A 24,355-nucleotide genomic window follows, 5' to 3' on the forward strand; every position below is an offset into this window, starting at 1 on the left:
GCCTAGCGCTCAGGCAGATTTTTACCCACCCGGGTGGAAGCGGTAGTATGATCCGTAACCGAGCCGCACTCGCTGCCAGCTCCGGACACGAAGTGGCGCTCGATTGTATCGAGGCCGCCATCGATGCGGCCGGGCCAGATGTTGCCACCAGGTCGGCTGTCAGCCGCGACGGCGAGACGCTGACAATCGGCGAGACGACGTACGACCTCGCCGACTACACCGACGTTATCATCGTCGGCGGCGGGAAAGCCGCGGGCGGCGTGACGCGCGCCCTCGAATCAATCCTCGGAGACCGGCTCAGCGGCGGTCACATCGTTGTCAAGCAGGCTACCGACACCGAAACCGTCCGAACAACCGTCGGGGATCACCCGTTACCGTCGGCTCGGAACGTCGAAGCGACAGCCGATATTCTCGGAACAGTCGACGAAGCCGACGAGGACACGCTCGTTCTGTTCGTCCTGACCGGCGGAGCCAGCGCGCTCTTGTCGGCTCCGGCCGGGGACCTAACGCTGGATGACCTCCAGACGACGACCGACAGGCTACTCAGCGGCGGCGTTCAGATCGCGGAGATCAACGCGGTCCGGAAGCACCTCTCGGACCTGAAAGGCGGGCAGATAGCACGGCGCGGGGCTCCCGCTACCGTCGCCGGGTTACTGATCAGCGACGTGGTCGGCAACGACCTCTCCACCATCGGTAGCGGTCCCTCAGTTCCTGACGATACCACGTACGAGGACGCCCTCGGCGTGTTCGAACGACACGACCTCACGCCACCGACAGCCGTTCGAGACCACCTCGAAGCCGGGCGAGACGGCAGACTATCGGAGACGCCGTTTCCCGAAGATTCAGTCTTTGACCGGGTCACGAACCATCTCATCGGGGACAACGGAACCGCACTTGACGCCGCCGCTACTGTCGCACGGGAGGCCGGGTACGAACCGCTCGTGCTCACATCTCGCCTGCGCGGCGAAGCCCGTGAGGTGGCGAAACCGCTCGTCGCTATCGCCGAAGAGGCTACGGCGACGGGAACACCGGTCGAGCCGCCCGCTGTCCTCCTTGCCGGTGGCGAGACGACCGTCACCGTAACTGGGGATGGAGGACAGGGCGGCCCCAATCAGGAGTTCGTCCTCTCCGGCGCACTGGACCACGACGGCGACGCGGTCATCGCGGCCGTCGACACTGACGGCGAAGACGGGAGCTCCGATGTCGCCGGTGCAATCGCCGATGGGACCGTCGTCGACGACCGCGAACGGGCCCGCGACGCGCTGCTCGCAAACGACGCCGGCTCGTACCTCTCGGATGTCGGAGCGACGGTCGAAACTGGACCGACCGGGACGAACGTCAACGACGTGGCTGTGATTGTTATCCGAGACCAGCACGAGTGACGACTGTCCCCCCGTACACGACAACTAATTTTAGGCGGGGCTACCGGACGAGCAAGTCTCGATGGAAGCGGCGGGCACGGCGCAGGTGCGCCGGGGGTCACGTTTATAAACGGACGGGGTGATATGCCGGTATGGACGCAAGCGATCAACAGATCGCGGCGGACGCACTCTCCGTGCCGGAAGAGACCATCATCGACGCCTGTGGCGACCCTCCGCTCCCCGAACTCGGCGTCATCGAACAGGTCTGGGAGACAGATCCGATAGCGCCGGAGGACGTCGCGTCACACGCGGCTAGGGCGGTCGAGTCACTGTCGTTTGCCGATGTGCCCGACGGCGGAGAGGTCGCGCTCGGGGTCGGAAGCCGTGGTATCGCGAACCTCCCCACTATCGTCGCCGGCGTCGTGGAAGCACTTACCGATGCTGGCTACGAGCCGTTCGTCTTCCCAGCGATGGGAAGCCACGGTGGCGCTACCGGCGAGGGCCAGCGGACGATGCTGAACGAACTCGGCGTGACCGAGTCGGCTATCGGGTGTGAGATCCGGTCGACGATGGATGTCGTCGAGGTCGGGCGAACGCCGGACCGGGACGTGCCCGTCGTCGCCGACGACAACGCTGTGGCGGCCGACGCTATCATCCCGATCAACCGCGTCAAACCACACACGGACTTCGACGGCCCCGTCGAGAGCGGCCTCTCGAAGATGCTCGTCATCGGCATGGGCAAGCAACGCGGCGCACAGATCGCTCACAAGTGGGCCGTCGACTGGTCGTTCCGCCGGATGATCCCCGAGATTACCGGCCAACTTCTCGAAGAGTTGCCCATCGTCGGCGGCGTCGCAATCGTCGAGGACCAACACGACGACACCACGCTGATAGAGGGCGTACCGCCGAGTGGCTTCCTCGACCGCGAGGAGGAACTGTTAGAGACCGCCTACGAACTGATGCCGAAGCTCCCGTTCGAGGAACTCGACCTCGTCGTGTTCGACCGTCAAGGCAAGGAGATCAGCGGTCAGGGGCTCGACACCAATGTCATCGGCCGCCGACCGTTCTCGATAAACGAGCCGGCTCCGGAGACGCCGGATATCAAACGCATCTACACACGCGGACTGACGGAGAAGACCCACGGGAACGCGATGGGCGTCGGGTCGGCGGACGTCATCCACGAGGACATCGTCGCGGAACTAGACGCGCAGACGTCGCTGATCAACGCGCTCACTGCGAGTACGATTCGCGGGGTGAAATTACCGCCGGTGGTCGAGACCGACCGCGCCGGCCTCGTCGCCGCGCTGTCGACGATTGGGGTTGTTGACACTGATACCGTTCGCGTGCTCCGTGCGGCCGATACGATGCATCTCCATCAGCTCTACGCGTCACCGGCGCTGGTCGAGGCCGCACGCGACCGTGACGACCTCCGCGTCGTCGACGAACCGTCGCCGATTGAGTTCGACAACGGACAGCTTATCGCCCCGTCGCTCCGCGAATAGTCGTTTCCGTTGATCTGTGCCGCGGTACCTCGCTGTTGTCGAACCCGGCTGGTACACTCAAAGATTTATAAGGTCCGCTACTGATGTGCTAGCTACGGAGAGACCCAGTCGCTGGTAGCGGACTGTCTCGTCAGCGCCGCAGACGGCGTGCGAGCCACGTCTGTGCCCAGCAACGGCACTACCACACATGACATATCGAGCAGGCATAATCGGAACGGGCGGTATCGCGGGAATGGGCATCCTCGGCATGCACGACGAAGAGGAAATCGGCACGGAAAAGATCGAGGCGAGCCACGCCGGCGGCTACGCGAGCACCGCGAATATCGAACTCGTCGCCGTCGCCGACGTCGACGAGGAGAACCTGGCGACGTTCGGCGACGCGTGGGACATCCCCGCGGACCGCCAGTACGTGGGTCACGAAGCGATGCTCGCGGCGGAAGCCCTCGACGTGGTCTCGGTCTGTACGCCGTCGTTCCTCCACCACGAACACACGGTCGCCGCCGCACAGTCGGCGGCCGACCCGGACGTCATCTGGTGTGAGAAACCCATCGCCTCGCAGGTCAACGCCGCCGAGGAGATGATCACTGTCTGCGACGAGACGGACACCGAACTCGTCGTCAACCACTCGTTCCGGTTCACGGACAAACTCCAGCGCCTCCACGACCTCATCAACGAACAGAATCTCCTCGGCGATGTCAAGTCGGTGAGCACGCAGTACCGGATGGAGTTGATGCGAAACTCCACGCACGTACTGGACACGCTCGTCTACCTCCTCGATACCAGAGCCTCGGAGGTCAGCGGCTACATCACGGGCGAGAACGAGGCCGTCGATTCGCTGGACGCGGCCCAGGAGGTCGTCGATGCCGGCGGTGGCGGGCACGTGGTGATGGACGACAACTCCTTCGTGACCGTCGACTGCACCATCCCGCGAGACATGTCCTCGATGACGCTGAACTTCATCGGAACCGAGGGCAAACTGTACATGAACAACGACGACGGCGAGTGGCGCTACTGGTCTCTCGAAGACGGCGAGCACGTCGAGGAGCCCTTGCCCGGCATCGAGGGGGCATGGACGTGGGAAGACGACTACCAGCGGTCGTTTGCGACCGCGGCGTCACACGTCCAAGACCTGCTCAACGGCGAGTCTGAGAACTACTCGCCCGGCACCGAGGCCGTCAGGTCCCTCGAAATCATCGTCGGGTTCTACCTCTCACACTACACCGGATCGACGGTGGACATCCCGCTGGCGCAGCCGCTCCGGGACATCTCAATCACGTCCTGGTGAGCACCCGTTTTCACGTATCTCCGCGTCGCTGACCTCGATTCTCCCTGAAGCGATGATACAGCTACTTTCTGCTATCCCGTCGCATTCGAAAACGATTCGCCGGGTTCCTGTTCACTGACTACGACACAGCGATCCGCCTCACTTTTCGAGCCACGGCGCGCCGTCGCGTTCGACGTACCGCTCGGTCCGCTCGATGCTCTCGATTCGCTCGATGTCTTCCGCGTCGAGTTCGAGATCCAGCGCGCCGAAGTTGTCCCTGATGTGGGCCTCGCTCGTCGCCTTGGGTACGGCGCGGACGTTCTCACGGGTGAGCAGCCAGGCGAGACTGACCTGTGGCGCGCTAGCGTCGTGTTTCTCAGCGATGGCCTCGACTTCCGGAATATCGAAGACGTTCCCGCGGGCCAGCGGCGAGTACGCGACGTGGTAGTAGTCGTGCTCCTGTGCGTGTGCCACGAGTTCGTCCTGCTGTAACAGGGGGTGCGTTTCCGCCTGGTGGGCGAACAGCGGCGATTCGAGGTGGTCCATCGCCTCGTCGAGCAGTTCCGTACTGAAGTTACAGACGCCGACGTGATTAATCAGCCCGCGGTCGACGAGTTCGTCGAACGCCGGCATCGTCTCGGCCGCGTCGTAGTTACCGACCGGCCAGTGGACGTACAACAGATCGAGCGAGTCGAGGCCCAGCCGGTCGAGGGTAACCTCCAGTCCTTCGATGACCTCGTCGTGAGCCAGTCCGAACTTCTCAGCGTGGACTTTCGACGCGACGAACACGTCTTCACGCGGGACGTCGGCGCCCGCGATTCCCTCACCGACGGCTTCCTCATTACCGTAGTACTGTGCGGTGTCGATGTGCTTGTACCCCATCTCCAGGGCCGTTCGGACACTCTCTGCGCAGATATCCGGGTCGGTGTTCTGCCAGGTCCCGAGACCGAGGGCTGATAACTCGCTCATGTATGAGCGGACATCAGCAACGTACATATTTCTTGTGATTTCTACTGATACGTTGCCGAGGCATGCCACTGCAGTCAGGCAATAAAAACCGGTTACTGTCCTGAAAAAACGGGCCGAAAACAGTGACGATGGGTGGACTGACCGACGCTCCCGAAGGCTACACCAGTTGGCGTCGCTCGGATCGCCGCTCCCGGAGCCAGCTGACAACCCTAGGCAGGAAGCGGTGTCGGACATCGAAGTACAACGACACAGCGCCGTATATCCAGAGCGCGAACAGGAGTGTCATCGCGACGACGTAGGCAATACCGGCGGTTGTCGGCATCTCAGGCCTCCCCCTCGACAGCCACTTCGTCGACGACGGCGGCGGTGTCGACGAGACTATGCGTGATCGCCTCACCGGTTCTCCCGTCGAAGACGTGGACGTCGTCACGGGAGAACACGACCTCGATCGAGTCCCCCTCGCTGATGTCTTTGTCGGGGTCGACGCTCATGAGCAGTTCCGTGGTCTCGCCGTCAGCCTCGGACAGCAGGTAGGCGTAGGTCTGGTCACCGACCGGTTCCAGCACGTCCACGGACACCGTAACCGGGCGACTCGGATGGGCGATGTCTTCGGCATCGGCCGCCAGGTAGATGTCCTCCGGCCGGATGCCAACCGTGACCGGGTCACTCTGCTGGAGCGGTGTGTTTGTCGCATCGAACTCGACGCTGAAATCGTTGACATCGAGGTCATTGCCGTCGACCTGCCCGTTGAACAGATTCATCGACGGGCTTCCGATGAACTGTGCGACGAACGTATTCACTGGCCGGTTGTAACACTCAAGCGGCGGGGAGCACTGCTGGAGTTCCCCGTCGTTAATAATCGCGATGCGATCTGACATCGTCATGGCCTCCTCCTGGTCGTGGGTGACGTACACCGACGTAATGCCCAGTTCCTTCTGGAGGCGCTGAATCTCCGTGCGCATCGCCACTCTAAGCTTGGCGTCGAGGTTCGCCAGCGGCTCGTCCATCAGGAACACGTCCGGCTGCCGGACGATTGCGCGGGCAATGCCGACGCGTTGTTGCTGGCCGCCGGAGAGTTCGTCGGGGCTGCGGTCGAGCATCCCTTCCAGTTGGACGATCTCGACGGCGTCCTCGACCCGGCGGTCGATCTCCTCCTGGTCGAAGTCCCGGAGCCGCAGGCCGAAACTGATGTTTTCGTACACCGTCATGTGTGGGAACAGCGCGATGTTCTGGAACACCATCGCGATGTTGCGGTCCTTCGGCGGCTTGTTCGTCACGTTCCGGCCGGCGATTTCTATCGTGCCACTCGTCGGTGTCGTCAGGCCGGAGATCGTCTCCAGGGTGGTCGATTTGCCACAGCCGGATGGTCCGACCAGCGTGACGAACTCGGCGTCCTCGATGGTCAGGTTCATGCCTTCGACAGCGACAACGTCTTCGTACTCTTTGCGAACGTCGGTGAGGTTGACTTCTCCCATTGTATTACTCCTTCAGGCCGCCCGCAGTCAGCCCGCGGACAATGTGTTCTTGTGCGATGATGACGAGCACCGCGATGGGAATAATCCCGATGAGACTTGCGGCTGCCATCATGTTGTACATCTGTGTGTGTTGCTGCTGGAAGTTCAGTATCCCGTACACCAACACAGCCCAATTTTCCGGCGAGCCGTCAGTCATGATGAACGAGAAGAAGAACTCCCGGTAGACGCCGATAAACACGATAATCGCGGCGGTCACGACGCCGGGTGCCGACAACGGCATGATGACCCGGAACAGCGCGCCGAGTCTGGTCGTCCCCTCGACCCTGGCGGCGTCCTCCAGCCCGTCGGGAATCTGGCTGTAGAACGTGGTCAGGATGAATATCGTGATCGGCAGGCTGAGCATGGTGAACGGGAACACCATCCCCCAGGGCGTGTTGTAGAGGTCCGGCGTCGGCGTGCCGAGAATGCTCAGGGACCCGGTGAGCAGTTCGAACAGCGGGATCAGGAACGCGATGCCCGGGAAATACGAGATGACCAGTAGCAAGACCAGAAGCGGCCCCTTCCCGGGGAAATCGACCCGCCCGAACGCATAGCCAGCGAGGCTCCCCAGCGTGATACAGACGATGACGGTCACCGTCGCGATGAGGATGCTGTTGAAAATGTAGTGATGCAGCGGGTACTCCTGGACCACCGTCGCGAACACGCCGATGTTGAAGTTATCAGGGACGATCCCCATCTGGTAGAGCTGGTTGTCCGGCGTCACTGCCAGGACCAGCAGCCAGTAGAACGGGAACAGCGTGATCATGATGAACGATACGAGGCCGACCCAGAAGCCCAGCCGGTAGACGTCGGCCGAGTTGTGGATCGTGTACTTGACGATACGGCCAGTCAGGCCGCTGTATTCCTGTTCACTCATTTGTCGACTCCCTGTACCGGACGACGTACACCATGATTATCACTGCGATGACGAGCGCGGTGATGAAGGCGATCGCTGATGCGGTCGCCCAGCGCTGTTGCCGGAACGTCTGGACGACCAGACAGGTCAGCGTCGGAACCGTACTACAGCCCGCTGACGCCTCGACGATGCCGTAGATCTTCATCGAACTGATCGTGTAGAAGATCATCCCGATGAACAACACCGGCTTGATCTGTGGCAGCGTGATCATGCGGAACTGCTGCCACTTCGTCGCGCCTGCGACTTCGGCCACGTCGTAGAGGTTGCGGTCGATGCTCGCGATCCCGGCCATGATGATGAGCGCGATGAACGGGATCTTTCGCCAGATGTCGATGAGGATGACGATAATAGTCGAGTCCTGGCTGTTTATCAGCGGATTACCGCTGAACACGCCCAGGTTCGCCAGCGGCTCGACGAACGGGCTCAGCGACGGCTGGAACAGCAGGAAGAACATCATTCCCTGGATCACGATCGGGATCGACCACGGGAGGATGACGATGGTCCGTGCGTACCGTCGCCCTTTGAACTCCTTGTTGAGGATGATCGCCATGCCAAGTCCCATCGCTGTCCCGAGAGCCACGCTCACGCCCGTGATGAGGAGCGTAACGATGAGCGCGCTCGAAAACGGTGCTTGCAGGTCGAAAAACGGCGCGGACAGGATCGCGTTCGCGTCGCCGCTGAGTATCTGGACGTAGTTTTCGAGACCGACGAACTCACCGATCGGGTGGGTTCCTGTCAGGTCGTCGTCCTGCAGCGAGAAGTACAACGTCCTGACCAGTGGGTAGAACGCCAGAACCGAGAGGACGAGGAACACCGGTGAGACGAGTAAAAACCCGTATTTGGCCTCGTCCAACTGCTCGATCCTGAGGAAGATCGGTGACACCGCCTGCTGGACTTTTTGTTTCATAGTGTGTGTACTAGCACAGCCCGTAACCCGGGGACTTGTAGATTACTGTGCGAGGTATCGACGGTCGGGGCACGCTTACGACTCCTGTTCCTCGATCTGTTCGACCTGTTCCTGTGCGGCGGCGACCGCTTCCTCGGGGGACTTCTGCTGATTGAGACAGGCGTGGAACTCCTGCCCGATGGCTTCCTTCTGTGGGTCCCAGACGGCGTTGATCGGCGGTGCGAACTGGTTCTCGGACTGGAACTGCAGCGTGTCGAGATATCGGTTCATGACCTCGACGTCCTGCGCCCGGTCTGAGGTGAACAGGCCGGGTTTGGGGGGCGTCGAGCCGGTCGCCTCGAAGATGGTAAGATAGAACTCGTCGGAGGTCATCGCCTTGATGACCTCGACCGTCGCAGCCAGCTTCTCGGTGTTTGGATTGATCGAGAGGTGCCAGCCGCCGAGTTTGGCGTTCGTCCCGCCAGCCCCCTCGTAATCCGCCTCCGATTCGGAGATGCCGTAGGGATACGGCATGACCCCCAGGTCCTCGCCGAAGTTCTCTTCGCTGCCGTAGTCGGCGATGGCGAACGACCAGTTCCGGTGCATGACCGCTTCGCCCGCGTTGAACGACTCCATCGACGGGGACGTGTCCCAGCCGAGGGCGTCCGACGGCGTGATGCCGCCGTCGAGCCCCTCGATGGCGTGTTCGTCGTCGCTCCCGTAGAGGAACGTTCGGAGCTGGCGGAGCGTATCGATGGTCGGCTGCTCGTCGATCGTCACGGAGCGGTCGCCGATCGGTCCGTTCTGGTTCGACATGTCGCCGAAGTAGTTGCCCCCGTTCGTGACGAGGTGTTCGTAGCCGCTGATGCTCCCGATATTCCGCTGGTTCATCGCGGTCGTGTAGCCGTGGTCGGTGCCCGCCTCTTCTTTCGCCGCTTTCGTGACTTCCGCGAAGTAGTCCCAGGTGAGCGGCTCCGTCGCCCAGTTTTCCCCCTCGGGGTCGTAACCGGCCGCTTCCACGAGGTCCTTCCGGTACTGGATGGTGGGGATGTCGATGAACTGGGGGACGCCGTACAGGCCGCCGTCCCAGCGCATCGAGTCGACCATCACCTGAGAGTAGTCGCTTTCGAGTTCGCTCATCTTCTCGTCGCTAAGGACCCCCGAGAGATCGAGCAGCCACTCGCGGGGGGCAAAGAACGGCGTGTACGCGAAGTTCGTCAGCATGAAGTCCGGTGTCGACCGGCCGGCGGAGAGGATCTGGTTGTAGCGGTCCTGCAGGTCGTCGGCACCCCAGACGGTGGTCGAGAAGTCGATGTCGATGCTCTCGGGCAATCCAGCGTCGTAAGCCGCCTGCTCGAGCTGATCCGAGATGTTCCCGAACAGGGGGGCTGTGCTGTACTCGACCGTTACGTCCTCGCCGTTGTACTCGATATCCGCTGCCGTCGGTGTGTCACCGCCCCCGCTACTGCCATCTCCACTCCCGTTTCCGGTCCCCGAACAGCCGGCCAGCCCGAGGGCAGCGCCAGTCGTCCCCACCGATGCGACGAACTGCCGGCGGGAAAGTGCACTGGCGGCTTTTCGGCTGCTCGTGGTATCACTGCTGTTGCGTACCATACTCGGCATAACATAATCTCCCTATATAAAATTATTGTTAACGTAGATTTCCTTGCTCTTCAGCCGCTACGAGAGTACCTCAGACTACCCGTTTCCCCGACGAGGCGCACTCGTCAACGTGCGCATCCTTTGAGGAGTCCCGGAAACCGGTCCATCGACATTTTATTGTGTTGCTCCCGGGCCTCCCGGTCCAGTATTACTGAATCTAGGTTTGGGTAAGCTGGAATAGATTTATACATGTTGCCATCTTGGTACCGTCTATGGGTGACCAACAGAACTCCAATGCTGTCAAGACTGCGCAGACGACGTTCGACATCTTAGAGGAACTAAAGGATCGCAACGAAGCGACGTTGGCGGAGCTAACGCAGGCGTTCGATCTTTCGAAAAGCAGTATCCACAACTATCTCACGACGCTTGAGGCGGACGGGTACGTCGTGAAAGAAGGCGGGCGGTACAAAGTCGGACTTCGATTGCTCGATCTCGGCGGCCACGCGCGACATCATGAACGGATATACGACATCGCGAAAGACGAGGTGGCGGCATTAGCAGAGGAAACCGGGGAACTGGCGAATCTCATGGTCGAACAGAAGGGGAAGGGGGTGTACCTCTACCGGACACACGGTGCGGATGCGGTCAAAACGGATTCCTACACCGGACAGCGAGTGTATCTCCACAATACTGGACTCGGGAACGCCATTCTCGCCCACCTCTCCCGCGAGCGCGTGAACGAGATCCTCGACACCCACGGGATGCCCGCGACGACGGAGAACACGATCACGGACCGGGAGGAATTGTTTGCGCATCTCGATCAGGTTCGGGAAGACGAGATCGCTTTCGACGACGAGGCCCGTGTGGAAGGACTCCGCTGTGTGGCGGTGCCGATTGTCAACAACAACGACACTGTCGAGGGAGCGATAAGCGTCTCCGGCCCGACGAGCCGATTCCAAGACGAGCGGTTCAGGGAAGAACTGCCAGCGAAACTCAAAAGCGCTGCCAACGTCATCGAACTGAATATCACGTACACGTGAACAGGTCGTTCAGCAAAATCCAGTACTACTATAGTTCACTCCAGAAATACCACACAATACTTCAGCTTGACTCAATGCATAGACCTATCTCCCTTTATCTCCACTCATTATGCTATGCTATCCGGGATATATCCGCATATGTTCCAGGATATGGGATAGCATTCAGTATAGATACAACCATGGCGTAATATACTGAAGCAGAGACAGGACACGAGATCGGATCTAAACCGGGTAACAAATGTACAGCCGTTAGAAATAGGGCGTGACCCGGTCAAACCAATGTACGACTGCTTCAAGTCAGGGGAGATCTGTGGGCACATCGCTGATGTGGAGATGGTCGATCAATGTGTTGGAGTCGGATACCCCGCTCAAATCACAGTTGTACAGGTGTTATATATGGTGGAATAGCTGGGCCTGTCAGTCGCCAAAGGCTCTGACCGATCCACAGAGTCCGATATTACCGGAATATTTCGATTGGACACTGGACCCAACGCAATGAAGCGGGGACGCCGTGTGTCACCGCAGTGACCGGGGTTAGGCTAGTCAATCAGGCTATCGCTGTATTCAGGACCCGAGGATTGTCGACTGTCGCGTTACAGATGACCAACTAACTACTGTCGCTCTCAGTGGCCTGATTGCCGGTTTCCTGACGAATGGACGCTCTGTTTCCGATACTACCGGAAGATATCCCGAGGATCCGTATCACTGGAGAAACCGTATCAGAAATATCTGATATATTAATATAAGGCACGCTGAAATCTAACTCTCACCAGCTAATAGCGGCCAGATCGGGGTCGGTGTTGAATAGCAGTAAATCGTTTTGCGCTTGACCCTCCGACATTGCCGGAAGCGGGCGTGTGGTGTAGTCACATTCCAAATTTACCGATTAGGATACATTCGGATAGCGGTAGATGTGTCCACTCTATCTGATACTGATGAGGCAGGATCAACGGCTCGCCTGACAGTCACACCATCCGATACACTTCGTCCATCCACTGGTCGTCTGTGTCTATGATAATCGGGTCCATCACCTGCGCCCACTCTGCCTGTGCCTCGCTGTCGGCCATGACCGCCTTGATTTTCTCCGGGTCCTCGACTTCCATGAACCCGAACACGTGGCCGTCTTTCTCGAAGACGCTGTACGTTTCGATCCCGGCTCCTGAATCGAGATACGCTGATTCGAGCGCATCAGGCACGTCTTCGTGTTTTTCGCGGTATGCCTCGCGCTTGCCGTCTTTGATCCGAAGGTGAAACGCTATTCGCGCCATACCTCCGCGTTGGACAGCCCCGTTGATAGTTCTTCCGCGGGTAAGACTTAGGTTCGTCACCGACGACACAGCGAGTATGTTCGATACCCATACGCACGCGTGGGGGGCAGCGACTCCTGACCATCCGTGGGTAAACGGGCCGATACTGGACCTCGTCGATACGTTCGACGTACACACTGTATATACGGCTGACCGGCTCCTGGCGGATATGGACCGGAACGGCGTTGACGACGCCGTCGTCGTCGGGTACCCGATCTGTGATTGGACGGACAACTGGTACACACGTCGGGTTGCGGCCGAACACGACCGCCTCCACGGTATCGTGATGCTCGATCCATTCGCCGACGACGCGGCGACACAGCTGCGGGAGTGCATGCAGACCGACGGCGTTCTCGGGTTCCGGCTCGGCGCTGCCTGTCCGTACGACCGGATGTGGGAGACGTTCGATCCGACTGTCTCGTGGCTCCGTGACGCCGTCGAGGAGACTGAATTCTGGGAGACAGCCCTCGAACTGGACGCGACAGTCCAGATACTCTGTGACCACAGCCAACTCGATCAGGCGCTCGAACTGGTGGAGGCGTACCCGGAACTGACGTATCTGTTCGATCATTTCGCGCATGCGGACCCGGAGACGCCGACAGATACCGGGACGTTCGCACAGTTTGCCGACCTCGCCGAACACGAGACGGTCGCGGTGAAGGTGTCGGAGATCCCTCACATGTCCGATTCGGCGTTCCCCTACGCGGACATGCACGACCACGTCCGCTGGTTCCTGGACACGTTCGGACGGGAGCGGGTCATCTGGGGCTCGGACTACCCGAACGTCAGTGATGTGGCGAGCTACGCCGAGGCGCGAAACTGGCTCCGGGAAGTGGATTCGATCTCAAAACAGGATCGGCAGTGGATAACTGACCGAGCGTTTCGTCAACACGTGAGAATCGAGTGAAACCGACGGCTTACGTCGCCAGTAGCTCGATGGGATGGCGCGGCTGTCGTTCCAGCAGGGCGTCGATCTGTTCGAGACAGGAGGTCCCGCTGGCGACCACGGGCCGGTCCTGGACGCCGTCCTCGCGCAGTTGCGTCCGGAGCCGGTCGCCCACGTCCATGCTCAGCTCGTAGTAGTCTGACTTGTACCCGAAGCTCCCGGCCATGCCACAGCACTCCACGTCGGACGTGACCACGTCGTAGCCACAGTCTTCGAGGACGGCGACAGTGTGGGCTTCGAGCCCGAGCGTCCGCTGCTGACAGTGGCTGTGATACGCGATCTCGCCGCCTTCGACGGTCGACAACGAGTCGACGGACGCCCCGTTGTCGAGTCGCCCGAAGACGTATTCGAACACTTCGTAGCTGTTCTGTCCGATATCGGTGAACGCTGACTCGTCGAGGAGCCGTTCGTACTCGCGCGTGAACATCGCGTGGTCGCTCGGCTCGATGACGACCACGTCTCGGCCGTCGTCGATGTGGGATTCGAGCGCCTCCGAGACCCGTTCGGCGTGGTCAGTCGCCGTCGCTACCATCCCCTGGGACAGCGGCGCGCGGCCGCTGGACGGGGCCGGCGGAACCACGACGTCGACGCCCAGCGATTCGAGCACCTTTACGGCGGCTTTGCCGCGGTCGACCTGCACGTGATTCGTGTACAGGTCCGGGTAAAGCACCGCCCGGCGCTCGGGGTCGTCCACCTGTGAATCACGAGCAGCGGCCCAGTCGACGAGCGTCTCCCGCTCGAACGTCGGGAGGTCCCGTCGCGGGTCGATACCCAGGATGCGAGACATCGCCTGCCGGGCGACGGTCGTGTCGGCTAGCCAGTTCGACACCGGTGCGGTGGCGCTGCCGAGTTTCGCGACGGTTTCGAAGTTGCCGAAAAAACGCTTCTGCAGGGGCGCACCCTCGTCCTCCTCGTCGGGCGTGAGCCCGTCGACGAGCCACTCTCCGGGAGCGTCCTTATCGCGGTTGATGCGGTCCCGGACGACGGTGTTTATCCAGGGGATGTCGATGCCGACCGGGCAGGCGTTCACGCAGCGGGTACACCCGGTACAGAGGTCGTTGAACTCCGCGGCCACGTCCAGCCCTTCAATCCCGGACTCCCAGCCGGTCGCGATGCCACCCGAATACGTCTCCCCGCCGAAGGCGTGGCCGCCGACGCTCTGGAAGTTCGCACAGGAGTTCGAGCAGGCGGAACACCGGATGCAGTACAGCGTCTCCCGGAGGTGTTCGTCCTCTCGCATCTCCAGCCGGCCGTTGTCGATGAGCACGAGGTGGAAATCGCGGTCGGCATCGAACGCCGATAGCGGCGTTTCGTCGTCGGTGAAATCGACGACCGGCGTATCGACCGGCGGCGTCAGCAGCGAGACGTACGACGTGATGTCCTGTCCCGTCCCCGACCGACCGATGAGTTCGATAAAGGGGTGGAGGTCCGCGACCGTCGGGATGACCTTCTCGACGCCGGCCACGGCGACGTGCGTGTCCGTCGCCGCCACCGTCTTGCGGGCGTTGCCCTCGCTGGTGACCAGGGCCATCGTCCCGGTGTCGGCCGTGACGAAGTTCGCCCCGGTGATGCCGACTTCCGCGTCGATGATCTGCTCGCCCAGTTTCTCGCGGGCAAAGCGGGTCAGTTCCTCAGCGGTTTCCAGCGACTCGTCGGGGTCGAACTGCTCGTTGAACAGCTCAGCGATGCTCTCGCGGGACTTGTGAATGGCCGGGGCGACGATGTGGGAGGGGGCTTCGTCAGCGACCTGCAACACCCACTCACCCAGATCCGTCTCGACCACGTCCACGCCGTCCGCTTCGAGCGCCTCGTTGACCTCGATCTCCTCGCTGGTCATCGACTTGCTCTTGACGACCCGGTCGGCCGCTCGCTCGTCGACCACGTCGCGGATGTAGTCGTTCGCGTCGGCGGCGTCGTCAGCGATGTACACTGTCCCGCCGTTCGCTTCGACGGTTTCGGTTAGCTGGTCGAGGAGGTTCGGGAGGTCGGCGATAGCGTCCTCTTTGATACTGCGTGCGGCTTGTTTGAGCTCTTCGTAGTCTTCCAGATCCGCAACGGAGTCGTAGCGCCCCGCATTGAACCCCTGCGTGTTCTCCGCGATTGCCGCTCCCTCGGTCCGCATCAGTTCGCGTAGTTCGTCGGCGGTCGCCATCGTCAGGCCACCTCCTCGACGACGATAACGTGGACCGATTCCGGGCCGTGGGCTCCTCTGACGAGCGCGCCCATATCGGCCGTCGCGCTCGGTCCAGTCGCGATGATCGCGCTCCCGCCAGTTTCGTTGAACTGCTCGTCCAGTTCTGCCACTGCCGCGTCCATGTCGGGCTGGATGTTCGCCTCATGAAGGATGGCGACGTGGTGCTCGACGAACAGACTCACGAGTTCGCTGGCCTGTTCGGTCATCGTCAGCACGAGCGAGCCGTAATCGCCCACGCCGAGGGCGGCGCTGGTGACGCCGGTGGTAGCCTCGCGGAGCGCGACCGGCGTCGGGTCAACTGTCACTGGCGTCTCTGTGAGCGAAAACGCCTCGCTCTCGAACTGCTCGTCGAGTGCCACCCCGACCGCAGGCTCGGTGATCGCTTCGGCTACAGCGGTTTCGAGTTCGGACTCGGTAGCCCTGGAGACTGTCACACCTAACGCCTCGAGAGCGCCCTCGAACGACGCGCGTTTGCTTGCCATCTGTACTCGAATCGAAAACCCACACTGCCATTTAGTTTTGGTCTGTGTCTAGGTCGAATACTGGTGGCTCCGTCGCGACGCCCGAACCCAGCCCACTATTGTGGGGGGATCGGTTCACAGATAGTTCACAATCCCGGTACATTTATTATATAGGACTGCCCTTTCGGTACTAGTGGATCATGGTTGACCGTAACTCAGCGAGCGGACTGGACAGGCGACAGTATCTGACCGGCCTCGGAACCGCACTGGCCGCCGGGCTTGCAGGGTGTAGCGGTGGCGACGGCGGTGACGGTGGTGACGGCAGCAGTGACGGCGGCGATGGCGGCTCCGGCACACAGGACCTCGACTTCTGGCTGTTCGGTGGTATCCCGGCCGAACGGGAGTATATCAGCGGGCATTACGACAGCTACGGCGAGCACAACGTGAGCTACCAGCACCAGGAGTGGGGCCAGAAATACCAGATCATCGCCTCTGCCGCGGCTAACAACAATCTACCGGACGTGATGGCCGGCCAGTGCCAGCAGATCCCCGACTACGTCGGCGCACAGGCCATTCAGCCCCTCGATCAGGAGGGGTTCCAGGACCAACTCGAAGAGATAAACAGCCACTTCATCCAGGCCAACATCGACACGGTGGTCTACGAGGGGCTGGGCGACACCGAGGGCGAGCGCCAGTGGGGGCTTCCCGGCGGGTACGCCGACCTCGGACCGTTTATCGACATCCGAACGGACTACCTCGAACAGACGAGCTTCGACCAGCCGCCACGGAACTGGCCCGAACTGATACAGCTCGGCGAGGAGATGCAGGAGATCGACGACGTCTCGGCGGCCATCACCGCACCCGGAACCGACTTCGGCCTGACGACCGGCTACTTCATCGGGTTCGTGTACGCGAACGGCGGTCGTTACTTCGATCCCGAATCGATGGAGGCGACGGTCGACCAGCCCGGGTTCGTTGACGCGGTGAAGCTCTACCAGGACATCGCGGAGGCAGGCCTGTTCCCGGACTCGATGGCGGAGAACAACCACATCGACGCCGGTCGCCTCCTCCGGGAGGGCGAGTCGGGCATCTTCATCACGTACTCGCACGCGAACGCGGTGTACCAGACGACCGGTGCGCCACAGGAGTGGCTCGACGGTGAAGGCCACACCGTCACACGCGCCCCGCTGCCGGAGAACCCATCGGGCGATTTCCAGCCACAGGACCTCCTGTTGCAGAACGCACAGGGGTTCATGCTGGGTAACGGCACCGAGAGTGACGCGGAACGACAGGCGGCCTTCGACTACACCGGCTGGTGGAACCAGCCCGAGCAACTCGCGCCCTGGACCTACGCCGCGGAATCCGACGTGGGCATCCGCGGCCGTGTGCCGACGCTCGAAAGCGCCTTTGAGGAGCCAAGCGACCTGTTCATGAGCCAGTTCGGCGACCTCGTCACGCTGTACGAGAACGACGACCTGTTCACGCGGACCTCGCGGTTCCCCTCGTTCTCCGGCATCGCCTCGATACAGAGCATCATCAACACGCAGGTCATCCAGCCGGTCGTCCTCGGGAACGCGACCGCCGAGGAGGCCTGTAGTGACGCCAATTCCCAGGTGCAGGAAGTCGTCGACGAACAGATCGCCTGAGAGACCATAGCAGTGCTAGAGAATACGATATTCGGAGGAAGCGCCCCATATCTATGAGTTACGTAGACCAAGCCCAGTCGTCGTACCGCAGCGCGACCAGATACATCCCCGAGAGTGTGCGGGTGTATCTCCCGATTTTGCCCGTGATGGCGCTTGTCGGGCTGTTCATCCTCTATCCCATCGCACAGGCCATCTATTCGAGCTTCTTCACGAAGAGTCTTCTCGCGCCCAGCGAAGCCGAGTTCGTCGGGCTCGCGAACTACGTCGAGATCTGGACGGACCCGGACATCCACCAGGTGCTCTGGAACACGTTCGTCTGGGTGACCGTCGGTAGCCTGGCCGCTATCGTTCTCGGCTTCCTGATGGGGTGGCTCCTCGACGAGAAACTGCCCTACACGAGCGTCGCCAGCGCTATCGTCCTGATCCCGTGGGTACTCCCGCGGGTCGTCGGTGCGTCCATCTGGCAGTTCATGTTCGGCGGCTCCCAAGGGATCGTCAACGAACTCCTCGTCCAGTTGGGCGTCATCGACGAGTACATCGTCATGCTCGGAGCCAACGAGTACTCGCTGTGGCCGCCGATTATCGGGATGATCTGGCGGCTCGCACCGCTGTTCGCCCTGCTGACGCTCACCTCGTTGCAGGGCATCGACGAGCACCTCTACGAGGCCGCACGAATGGACGGGGCGACGCCGTGGGAGCAGTTCCGCTACATCACCATCCCGATGATGAAGTACAACCTCGCCATCGGCTTCCTCCTGATGCTTATCTACAACGTCCGGAACTTCTCGATGGTCTGGGTGATGACCAAGGGCGGCCCGGGCGTCTCCAGCAGCACGTTGCCGGTGATGATATACCGAGCCGCGTTCATCGACTTCGAAGTCGGATTCGCGTCGGCCCTGTCAGTATTGCTGTTCGTCGTGTTGCTCGTGTTCTCCTACTACTACATCAAGTTCTACGACAAAGTCAGAGGTGAAATGTAATGGCGACAGACAACCCAGACCCGACGGCGGAGTACCGAAAGAACCAGTCCTGGCTCTACGATTCGAAAGCAGGCGGCTACGTCAGGAAGACTGCTATCGGGCTGCTGACGCTCGTCATCGGCGTGTTCGTCCTGTTCCCGCTGTACTGGATGGTCGTCACGGCGTTCAAGACAACGTCAGAGATTCAGCAGATTCCGCCGACTGTGTTCCCGGTGAACCCGTCACTTGAGGGGTTCCGGCTCGTCATCGAGTCGTCGATTCAGGCCGGCGGCTACGCAGGGCTGGTGAACGACTTGCTCGGGGTTACCGTCACCTCAGCCATCGACATCAATCTGCTCGGACTCGTCGTCAACAGTCTGAAGGTCGCCGTCGGTGCGGGGCTCATCGCTGTCGTTCTCGGCACCGGGGCATCGTACGTGCTCTCGCGGCGGGAGTTCCGGGGCAAGAACTTGCTGATGTCGCTCCTGCTCGCCTCGCTGATGTTCCCCGGAACTGCCATTATGGTTCCCGAGTGGGAACTCATCTCCACGCTCGGACTGTTCAACACGCATCTCGCGCTCATCCTCATCTACGGCGCGATGACCGCGCCGTTCGTCGTCTGGCTGATGAAGGGCTTTTTTGACGACTTCCCGGACTCGATCATCGAGGCCTCACAGATCGACCAGTGTACGCCCTTCGAGACGTTCTGGTACGTGCTCGTTCCGATGGCGCGGAACTCGCTCATCGCCTCGTTCATCTTCGCGTTCCTGCTGGCGTGGAACGAACTCGTGTTCGCGCTCACGCTGCTCGACAACTCGAAGTTCACCGTTCCCCCCGGGCTACTCACGTTCGTTCAGGGGTTCAACACCCAGTGGAACGTCGTCGCCGCGGCGTCGATTATCGTCTCGATTCCGGTGCTGGCCGGATTGGCCTACATCCAGCGGTACTTCGTGCAGGGACTCACCGGCGGCGCCATCAAGGGGTAACCCCCTTCGCTTCCTGACAGGGCGCTACCTTTATGATGAGTTAGCTGGTACCTTCCCCCAATGACACACCTCGAACTTGATAGTGTCAAAAAAGTGTTCGGAGACCCGGAGAAGGACGGAGTCGTCGCGGTCAACGACCTGGACATCGACGTACCCGACGGTGACTTCCTCGTCTTGCTCGGCCCCAGCGGGTGCGGCAAGACGACGACGCTTCGGATGATCGGCGGACTCGAAGACCCGACGGAAGGGGAAGTCCGGTTCGACGGGACCGTGGTAAACGACGTCAAAGCGCGCAACCGCGACGTCGCGATGGTGTTCCAAGATTTCGCCCTGTACCCGCATATGACGGTCCGTGAGAACCTCGGGTTCGGACTCCGCCGGGAGAACAACGACATGACCGACGCGGAGATCGACAACCGCGTGACCGAGGTCGCGGAGATGCTCGAAATCGAAGAGCTGCTGAACAACAAACCGGCACAGCTCTCGGGCGGCCAGAAGCAGCGTGTCGCGCTCGGGCGGGCGATTATCCGGGAACCGCGACTGTTCCTCTTCGACGAGCCGCTGGCGAACCTCGACGCGAAACTCCGAAAGACGATGCGGACGGAGATCGACGAACTCCAGTCGGAGGTCGGCATCACGTCGGCCTACGTCACGCACAACCAGGAGGAGGCGATGACCATCGCGGACAAGATCGCGATCCTCAACGACGGGGAGCTTCAACAGCTCGGGTCGCCCGATCAGGTGTTCAACGAGCCCGCGAACCTCTTCGTCGCGCAGTTTGTCGGGAGCCCCGACATGAACCTGTTCGAGGGCGCACTCAGTGAACGGGGGGACTCGTACCGCATCGAGATGGACGCCGCGTCCTTCGACATCCCGAAGCGACTCGTCGATACGGAGATAGACACCGACGAGGTTCTCGTCGGCTTCCGTCCACAGGACCTCTATCAGGTGCGGACTCGGGCGACAGACGGCCCTGATTTCGAGACCAAAGTTCGGGTGGTCGAACCGGTCGGAACCGAAGCCATCGTCCACGGAACGTCAGAGCTCGGTGACATAACTGCGAAGGTCGGCCGCTTCCACGACCTCGAACCCGAAGACCGGATGGAACTGACCATCGCCCCGGAACACGTCTATCTGTTCGACCCGACCACGGAGTCACTACTGAAAGGGCGTCTCGTCACCGAGCGAGCGGAGGACGGGACCGCGACCGATAGCGTCGAAGCGTAGCGAGCCGATCCAGCGACACCACTACAAGCATGAAAGCAATCGTTCAAACCGGTCCACGAGAAGTCGAGACACAGGACAGAGAGAAACCGACAATAGACGCCGACGAGGTCCTCGTCAAGGTCCACACAGCAGGCCTCTGTGGGAGCGACGCACACGCCTACAAGTACGACGGCGGGTACGAGTGGATCCCGATCCCGCGGATCATGGGCCACGAGTACTCCGGCGAAGTCGTCGACGTCGGCGACGCTGTCGAAGGATTCACGGCGGGTGACAACGTCATCGAAGAACCGATACACGACTGCGGGCACTGCTTTCAGTGCAAGAACGGCCAGCCCAACGTCTGCCAGAACTTCTCAATTACGGGGATGCACCGCGACGGCGCCTACGCGGAGTACGTCACAGTCGCGCCGGAGCACCTCCACGCCGTCCCCGAGGACGTTCCGTTGCGCCAGGCGGCCGTCACGGAGCCGATAAGCATCGCGACGCGGGCAGTGCTCGAACAGTCGGTGACGACACCGGGCGACAACGTCCTGGTCGAGGGCCCCGGTCCTATCGGGGTTCTGGTCGCCGCTGTCGCCGATTCCCTCGGCGCGAACGTCGTCGTCTCCGGGCTCGACCAGGACGCGACCTATCGGCTCCCGCTGCTCGACGACCTCGGTATCGCAACGGTGAACGCCCAGTCCGAGGATCTCGAAGCCCAGGCCGAAGCCCGGACGGACGGTATCGGGTTCGACGTCGTGTTCGACTCGACCGGCCACCACTCCGGTATCGGTACCGCAGTCGACCACGTCCGGAAGGGCGGACAGGTCGTCATGGTTGGCATTCCGAACGACACGAGCGAAGTCACGCTCACCTCGGTGGTCCGCGGTGAGGTCGACGTCAACACCTCCTATGGCTCGACGTGGACGAACTTCGAACAGGCGCTTCGGCTGCTGGAGCGGGGCGAAATCGCCGTCGACAAAATACTGGACACGTCCTACAGTATGGACGACCCGGCGGCGGCGTTCGAGGCGTTCCTCGCCTCCGAAACGTGTAAACCGGTGTTCCAGTTCGGGGACTGAGCGCTTCGCCCACGCGTGACCGCGGTCGACTACTGGCGAGACTCCGATACGGGCTGGAGACGGCGTGAGACGGTTACAGAAAAGGTTTTACTGCTGCCGGAAACACGTCTACGTACGCGCCTGACCTATGGAGATCACAGACATTTCAGCGACGAAAGTCAGCAACGAGTCCTGGGGGGAGTTCATCGAATTCCCGCTGGTCACGATCATGTCGAAGTACGACGAGTACCGCAACACCGACGGCGAGAACCCACAGGCACGACGGAAGTGGATGGGGCCGGTCGGCGACGTCGTCGTCGAGGTCGAAACTGATGCGGGCATCACCGGCGTCGGCGTCGGCAACTGGGGCACTGGTGCCATCGCCACTGTCGTCGAGGAGACGCTCTCGAAGATCCTCCTCGGCGAGGACCCGATGCGACGCGAACACCTCTGGGAGCAGATGTACCGCGCGACGCTTCCCTTCGGGCGGAAGGGCGTGGCCGTCATGGCGATCAGCGCCGTCGACCAGGCGCTTTGGGACATCGCCGGGAAGGAGGTCGGAAAGCCAGTGTACGAACTGCTCGGCGGCCCCACGAAAGACGAGATCCCCGCCTACGCGTCGAACCTCCACCCCGTCGATATGGAGAAACTAGAGCGCGAGGCGGTTCAGTACGCCGAGGCGGGCTTCGACGCCATGAAGCTTCGTTTCCTCCACGGCCCAGAAGAGGGTCGTTCCGGCATGGAGAAAAACGAAGAGATCGTCAAGACCGTTCGGGACGCAGTCGGCCACGAGATCGATATCGCCGGTGACGCGTACATGGGGTGGTCGGTCAAGTACGCGAAGAAGATGACCCAGCGCCTGGCGAAATACGACATGGCGTGGGTCGAAGAGCCAGTCATCGCCGACGACATCGACGGCTACGCCGAGGTCCGTGAGGCCGCACCGATGCCCATCTCCGGCGGCGAACACGAGTTCACGCGCTGGGGCCACGAGGACCTGCTCGAACGCGAGGCCGTCGACATCCTCCAGCCCGACGTGGGCCGCGTCGGCGGTATCACGGAGCTGCGGAAGGTCGCGGACATGGCGGAAGTCCACGACGTGCCGGTGATCCCCCACGCCGGGACGAACCCGACGCTACACGCCATCGCGGGGCACACGAACATGCCGATGGCGGAGTACTTCCCGACGCCCGAGTGGTTCCAGGAACAGCAGGCGGAGCAGGACTCGACCTACGCCGACGCCATCTTCGAGAACCCGCCCTCGCCGGAGAACGGCTCCATTGCGCTGCCCGACGAGCCCGGCATCAGCACGCAACTGAACCGCGACGCGCTCGAACACTTCGCCGTGGAGTGAATCATGAGCGAGGATATCACCTTCGAATACAACGTTCCCGTCTTCGCCGGCGCGCCCGATGCCGGTGACGACGAGCCCGTGCACCGCGATACGCCCGAGTACGAGGCGCTGGACTGGGAGACGACGAAGGCGGGTATCGAGACGGCCGAAGAGTTGGGATTCGACGCCGCTTGGGCTCCCGACCATCTGATGCTCGGTCGCGACCGCGCCGAGTACGAGTGCTGGACGCTGCTGTCGGCGATGGCCGGGTTCACCGAGGACATCAACATCGGCTCGCTCGTGCTGTGTAACGACTACCGGAACCCGGCGCTGGTCGCGAAGATGGCTGCGACCCTGGATGTCATCTCCGACGGGCGGCTCGAACTCGGCCTCGGAGCCGGCTGGCACGAACCGGAGTACGAGGCCTACGACTGGGAGTACCGCGACGGGTTCGAGCGGTTGATGCGACTCGACGAATCGATACGCCTGATAAAGCGGATGTGGGACGCCGGCAGCGACGGCGCGAGCTTCGACGGCGACCACTACCAGATCACGGACGCACCGTGTGCGCCCACGCCCGTCCAGGACCCGCATCCGGAGATTCTCGTCGGCGGCCAGGGCGAACAGGTGACGCTCAAACTCGTTGCCAAACACGCCGACGTGTGGAACACGGACGTGTTCAACGGCGATGTCGAGACGCTGGAACACAAAACGGGGGTTATCGAAGATCACTGTGAGACTGTCGGCCGCGACCCCGATGAGATCGAGTACTCCTGGGACGGTCACGTCATCTGCACGCGGGACGAGGAGAAGTTCGACCGGCTCGTCGACCTGATGACGCCCATTCAGTTCGAGGAGGAGTACCAGGACCAGGCACCGATTGAAACTGAGGCCGACGCCCGCGAATACTTCATCATGGGAACGCCCGAAGAGTGTGCTGCGGCCATCGAACGCCGGATCGACGCCGGCGTCACCAAGTTCCAGTGCTGGTTCATCGATTTCCCCGATACGAGCGGGATGGAACTGTTCGCCGACGAAGTCATGCCGCAGTTCCAGTAATCCTGAACGTCGGGTTCGGATCCTTTTGCGGCCGTTCAATTTTTCAGCCTCGTATCCGGTAGTGGGGTGCGATGTTCCAGTTCGCCCCGCCACATCCGATAATACCGGAAAGGTTTATTCCAGAGCACACACATCGTACAGCA

General features: G+C 61.5%; 21 protein-coding genes. 12 read left to right on the forward strand and 9 right to left on the reverse strand.

Annotated elements, in window-relative coordinates; all coding sequences use genetic code 11:
* The first annotated feature begins 47 nt into the window (after positions 1 to 47).
* The 3 genes from ACY9XZ_RS14550 (at position 48) to ACY9XZ_RS14560 (ending at position 4,148) form a co-directional block, all read left to right on the forward strand.
* On the forward strand, positions 48 to 1,382 hold the full coding sequence (locus ACY9XZ_RS14550; protein WP_463457743.1) for a glycerate kinase type-2 family protein: 1,335 nt from the start codon (positions 48 to 50) through the stop codon (positions 1,380 to 1,382).
* Positions 1,383 to 1,513: 131 nt separating this feature from the next.
* Positions 1,514 to 2,863 (forward strand): nickel pincer cofactor-dependent isomerase, group 22, encoded by a 1,350-nt coding sequence (locus tag ACY9XZ_RS14555; RefSeq protein ID WP_463457744.1) that lies wholly within the window; start codon positions 1,514 to 1,516, stop codon positions 2,861 to 2,863.
* 187 nt (positions 2,864 to 3,050) lie between these two features.
* Positions 3,051 to 4,148: a Gfo/Idh/MocA family protein gene (locus ACY9XZ_RS14560; protein ID WP_463457745.1), complete on the forward strand. Its 1,098-nt coding sequence runs from the start codon at positions 3,051 to 3,053 to the stop codon at positions 4,146 to 4,148.
* Between the two features lie 138 nt (positions 4,149 to 4,286).
* Here the strand turns inward: ACY9XZ_RS14560 and ACY9XZ_RS14565 are convergent, their stop codons facing one another.
* The 6 genes from ACY9XZ_RS14565 to ACY9XZ_RS14590 form a co-directional block, all read right to left on the reverse strand.
* On the reverse strand, positions 4,287 to 5,096 hold the full coding sequence (locus ACY9XZ_RS14565) for an aldo/keto reductase (protein ID WP_463457746.1): 810 nt from the start codon (positions 5,094 to 5,096) through the stop codon (positions 4,287 to 4,289).
* A gap of 157 nt (positions 5,097 to 5,253) precedes the next feature.
* The gene (locus ACY9XZ_RS14570; RefSeq protein ID WP_463457747.1) at positions 5,254 to 5,418 is read right to left on the reverse strand and encodes a hypothetical protein; all 165 of its coding nucleotides are present in this window, start codon (positions 5,416 to 5,418) and stop codon (positions 5,254 to 5,256) included.
* Position 5,419: 1 nt separating this feature from the next.
* The gene (locus ACY9XZ_RS14575; RefSeq protein ID WP_463457748.1) at positions 5,420 to 6,571 is read right to left on the reverse strand and encodes an ABC transporter ATP-binding protein; all 1,152 of its coding nucleotides are present in this window, start codon (positions 6,569 to 6,571) and stop codon (positions 5,420 to 5,422) included.
* 4 nt (positions 6,572 to 6,575) lie between these two features.
* Entirely contained in the window at positions 6,576 to 7,487 is a 912-nt protein-coding gene (locus tag ACY9XZ_RS14580) for a carbohydrate ABC transporter permease (protein WP_463457749.1), read from the reverse strand.
* On the reverse strand, positions 7,480 to 8,433 hold the full coding sequence (locus ACY9XZ_RS14585) for a carbohydrate ABC transporter permease (RefSeq protein ID WP_463457750.1): 954 nt from the start codon (positions 8,431 to 8,433) through the stop codon (positions 7,480 to 7,482). Before ACY9XZ_RS14585 ends, ACY9XZ_RS14580 begins: the two co-directional genes overlap by 8 nt.
* Before the next feature lie 75 nt (positions 8,434 to 8,508).
* Positions 8,509 to 10,026, reverse strand: a complete 1,518-nt coding sequence (locus tag ACY9XZ_RS14590) for an extracellular solute-binding protein (RefSeq protein WP_463457751.1) — start codon at positions 10,024 to 10,026, stop codon at positions 8,509 to 8,511.
* A gap of 260 nt (positions 10,027 to 10,286) precedes the next feature.
* Between ACY9XZ_RS14590 and ACY9XZ_RS14595 the strand changes: the two genes are divergently transcribed.
* Complete coding sequence (locus ACY9XZ_RS14595) at positions 10,287 to 11,054, forward strand: IclR family transcriptional regulator (protein ID WP_463457752.1); 768 nt, start codon at positions 10,287 to 10,289, stop codon at positions 11,052 to 11,054.
* Between the two features lie 965 nt (positions 11,055 to 12,019).
* Here ACY9XZ_RS14595 and ACY9XZ_RS14600 read toward each other — a convergent pair.
* Positions 12,020 to 12,322, reverse strand: a complete 303-nt coding sequence (locus tag ACY9XZ_RS14600) for an L-rhamnose mutarotase (protein WP_463457753.1) — start codon at positions 12,320 to 12,322, stop codon at positions 12,020 to 12,022.
* A gap of 76 nt (positions 12,323 to 12,398) precedes the next feature.
* Here ACY9XZ_RS14600 and rhcC point away from each other — a divergent pair, with 76 nt between their 5' ends.
* Positions 12,399 to 13,268, forward strand: a complete 870-nt coding sequence (rhcC, locus tag ACY9XZ_RS14605) for an L-rhamnono-1,4-lactonase (protein ID WP_463457754.1) — start codon at positions 12,399 to 12,401, stop codon at positions 13,266 to 13,268.
* Between the two features lie 10 nt (positions 13,269 to 13,278).
* Here rhcC and ACY9XZ_RS14610 read toward each other — a convergent pair whose 3' ends face one another.
* Both ACY9XZ_RS14610 and ACY9XZ_RS14615 read right to left on the reverse strand, forming a co-directional pair.
* Entirely contained in the window at positions 13,279 to 15,459 is a 2,181-nt protein-coding gene (locus ACY9XZ_RS14610) for an LUD domain-containing protein (RefSeq protein ID WP_463457755.1), read from the reverse strand.
* 2 nt (positions 15,460 to 15,461) lie between these two features.
* Positions 15,462 to 15,983, reverse strand: a complete 522-nt coding sequence (locus ACY9XZ_RS14615; RefSeq protein ID WP_463457756.1) for an LUD domain-containing protein — start codon at positions 15,981 to 15,983, stop codon at positions 15,462 to 15,464.
* A 179-nt stretch (positions 15,984 to 16,162) separates the two neighbouring features.
* On the opposite strand from ACY9XZ_RS14615, the gene ACY9XZ_RS14620 reads away from it, so the two are divergent.
* The 7 genes from ACY9XZ_RS14620 (at position 16,163) to ACY9XZ_RS14650 (ending at position 24,212) form a co-directional block, all read left to right on the forward strand.
* A complete protein-coding gene (locus ACY9XZ_RS14620; protein WP_463457757.1) occupies positions 16,163 to 17,608 on the forward strand; it encodes an ABC transporter substrate-binding protein in 1,446 nt (481 codons plus the stop codon).
* Positions 17,609 to 17,661: 53 nt separating this feature from the next.
* The gene (locus ACY9XZ_RS14625; protein ID WP_463457758.1) at positions 17,662 to 18,588 is read left to right on the forward strand and encodes a carbohydrate ABC transporter permease; all 927 of its coding nucleotides are present in this window, start codon (positions 17,662 to 17,664) and stop codon (positions 18,586 to 18,588) included.
* The gene (locus tag ACY9XZ_RS14630) at positions 18,588 to 19,553 is read left to right on the forward strand and encodes a carbohydrate ABC transporter permease (RefSeq protein WP_463457759.1); all 966 of its coding nucleotides are present in this window, start codon (positions 18,588 to 18,590) and stop codon (positions 19,551 to 19,553) included. The genes ACY9XZ_RS14625 and ACY9XZ_RS14630 overlap by 1 nt, the downstream gene beginning before the upstream one ends.
* Before the next feature lie 60 nt (positions 19,554 to 19,613).
* The gene (locus ACY9XZ_RS14635; protein ID WP_463457760.1) at positions 19,614 to 20,780 is read left to right on the forward strand and encodes an ABC transporter ATP-binding protein; all 1,167 of its coding nucleotides are present in this window, start codon (positions 19,614 to 19,616) and stop codon (positions 20,778 to 20,780) included.
* A 29-nt stretch (positions 20,781 to 20,809) separates the two neighbouring features.
* Positions 20,810 to 21,841 carry a 2-keto-3-deoxy-L-rhamnonate dehydrogenase gene (gene rhcE, locus ACY9XZ_RS14640; protein ID WP_463457761.1) on the forward strand — a complete coding sequence of 344 codons (1,032 nt, stop codon included), beginning with the start codon at positions 20,810 to 20,812 and terminating at the stop codon, positions 21,839 to 21,841.
* Between the two features lie 127 nt (positions 21,842 to 21,968).
* Positions 21,969 to 23,174 (forward strand): L-rhamnonate dehydratase, encoded by a 1,206-nt coding sequence (rhcD, locus tag ACY9XZ_RS14645; RefSeq protein WP_463457762.1) that lies wholly within the window; start codon positions 21,969 to 21,971, stop codon positions 23,172 to 23,174.
* A gap of 3 nt (positions 23,175 to 23,177) precedes the next feature.
* A complete protein-coding gene (locus ACY9XZ_RS14650) occupies positions 23,178 to 24,212 on the forward strand; it encodes an LLM class flavin-dependent oxidoreductase (RefSeq protein WP_463457763.1) in 1,035 nt (344 codons plus the stop codon).
* The last annotated feature ends 143 nt before the right edge of the window (positions 24,213 to 24,355 follow it).

It is taken from the genome of Haloarcula sp. HT12 (genome assembly GCF_055271655.1).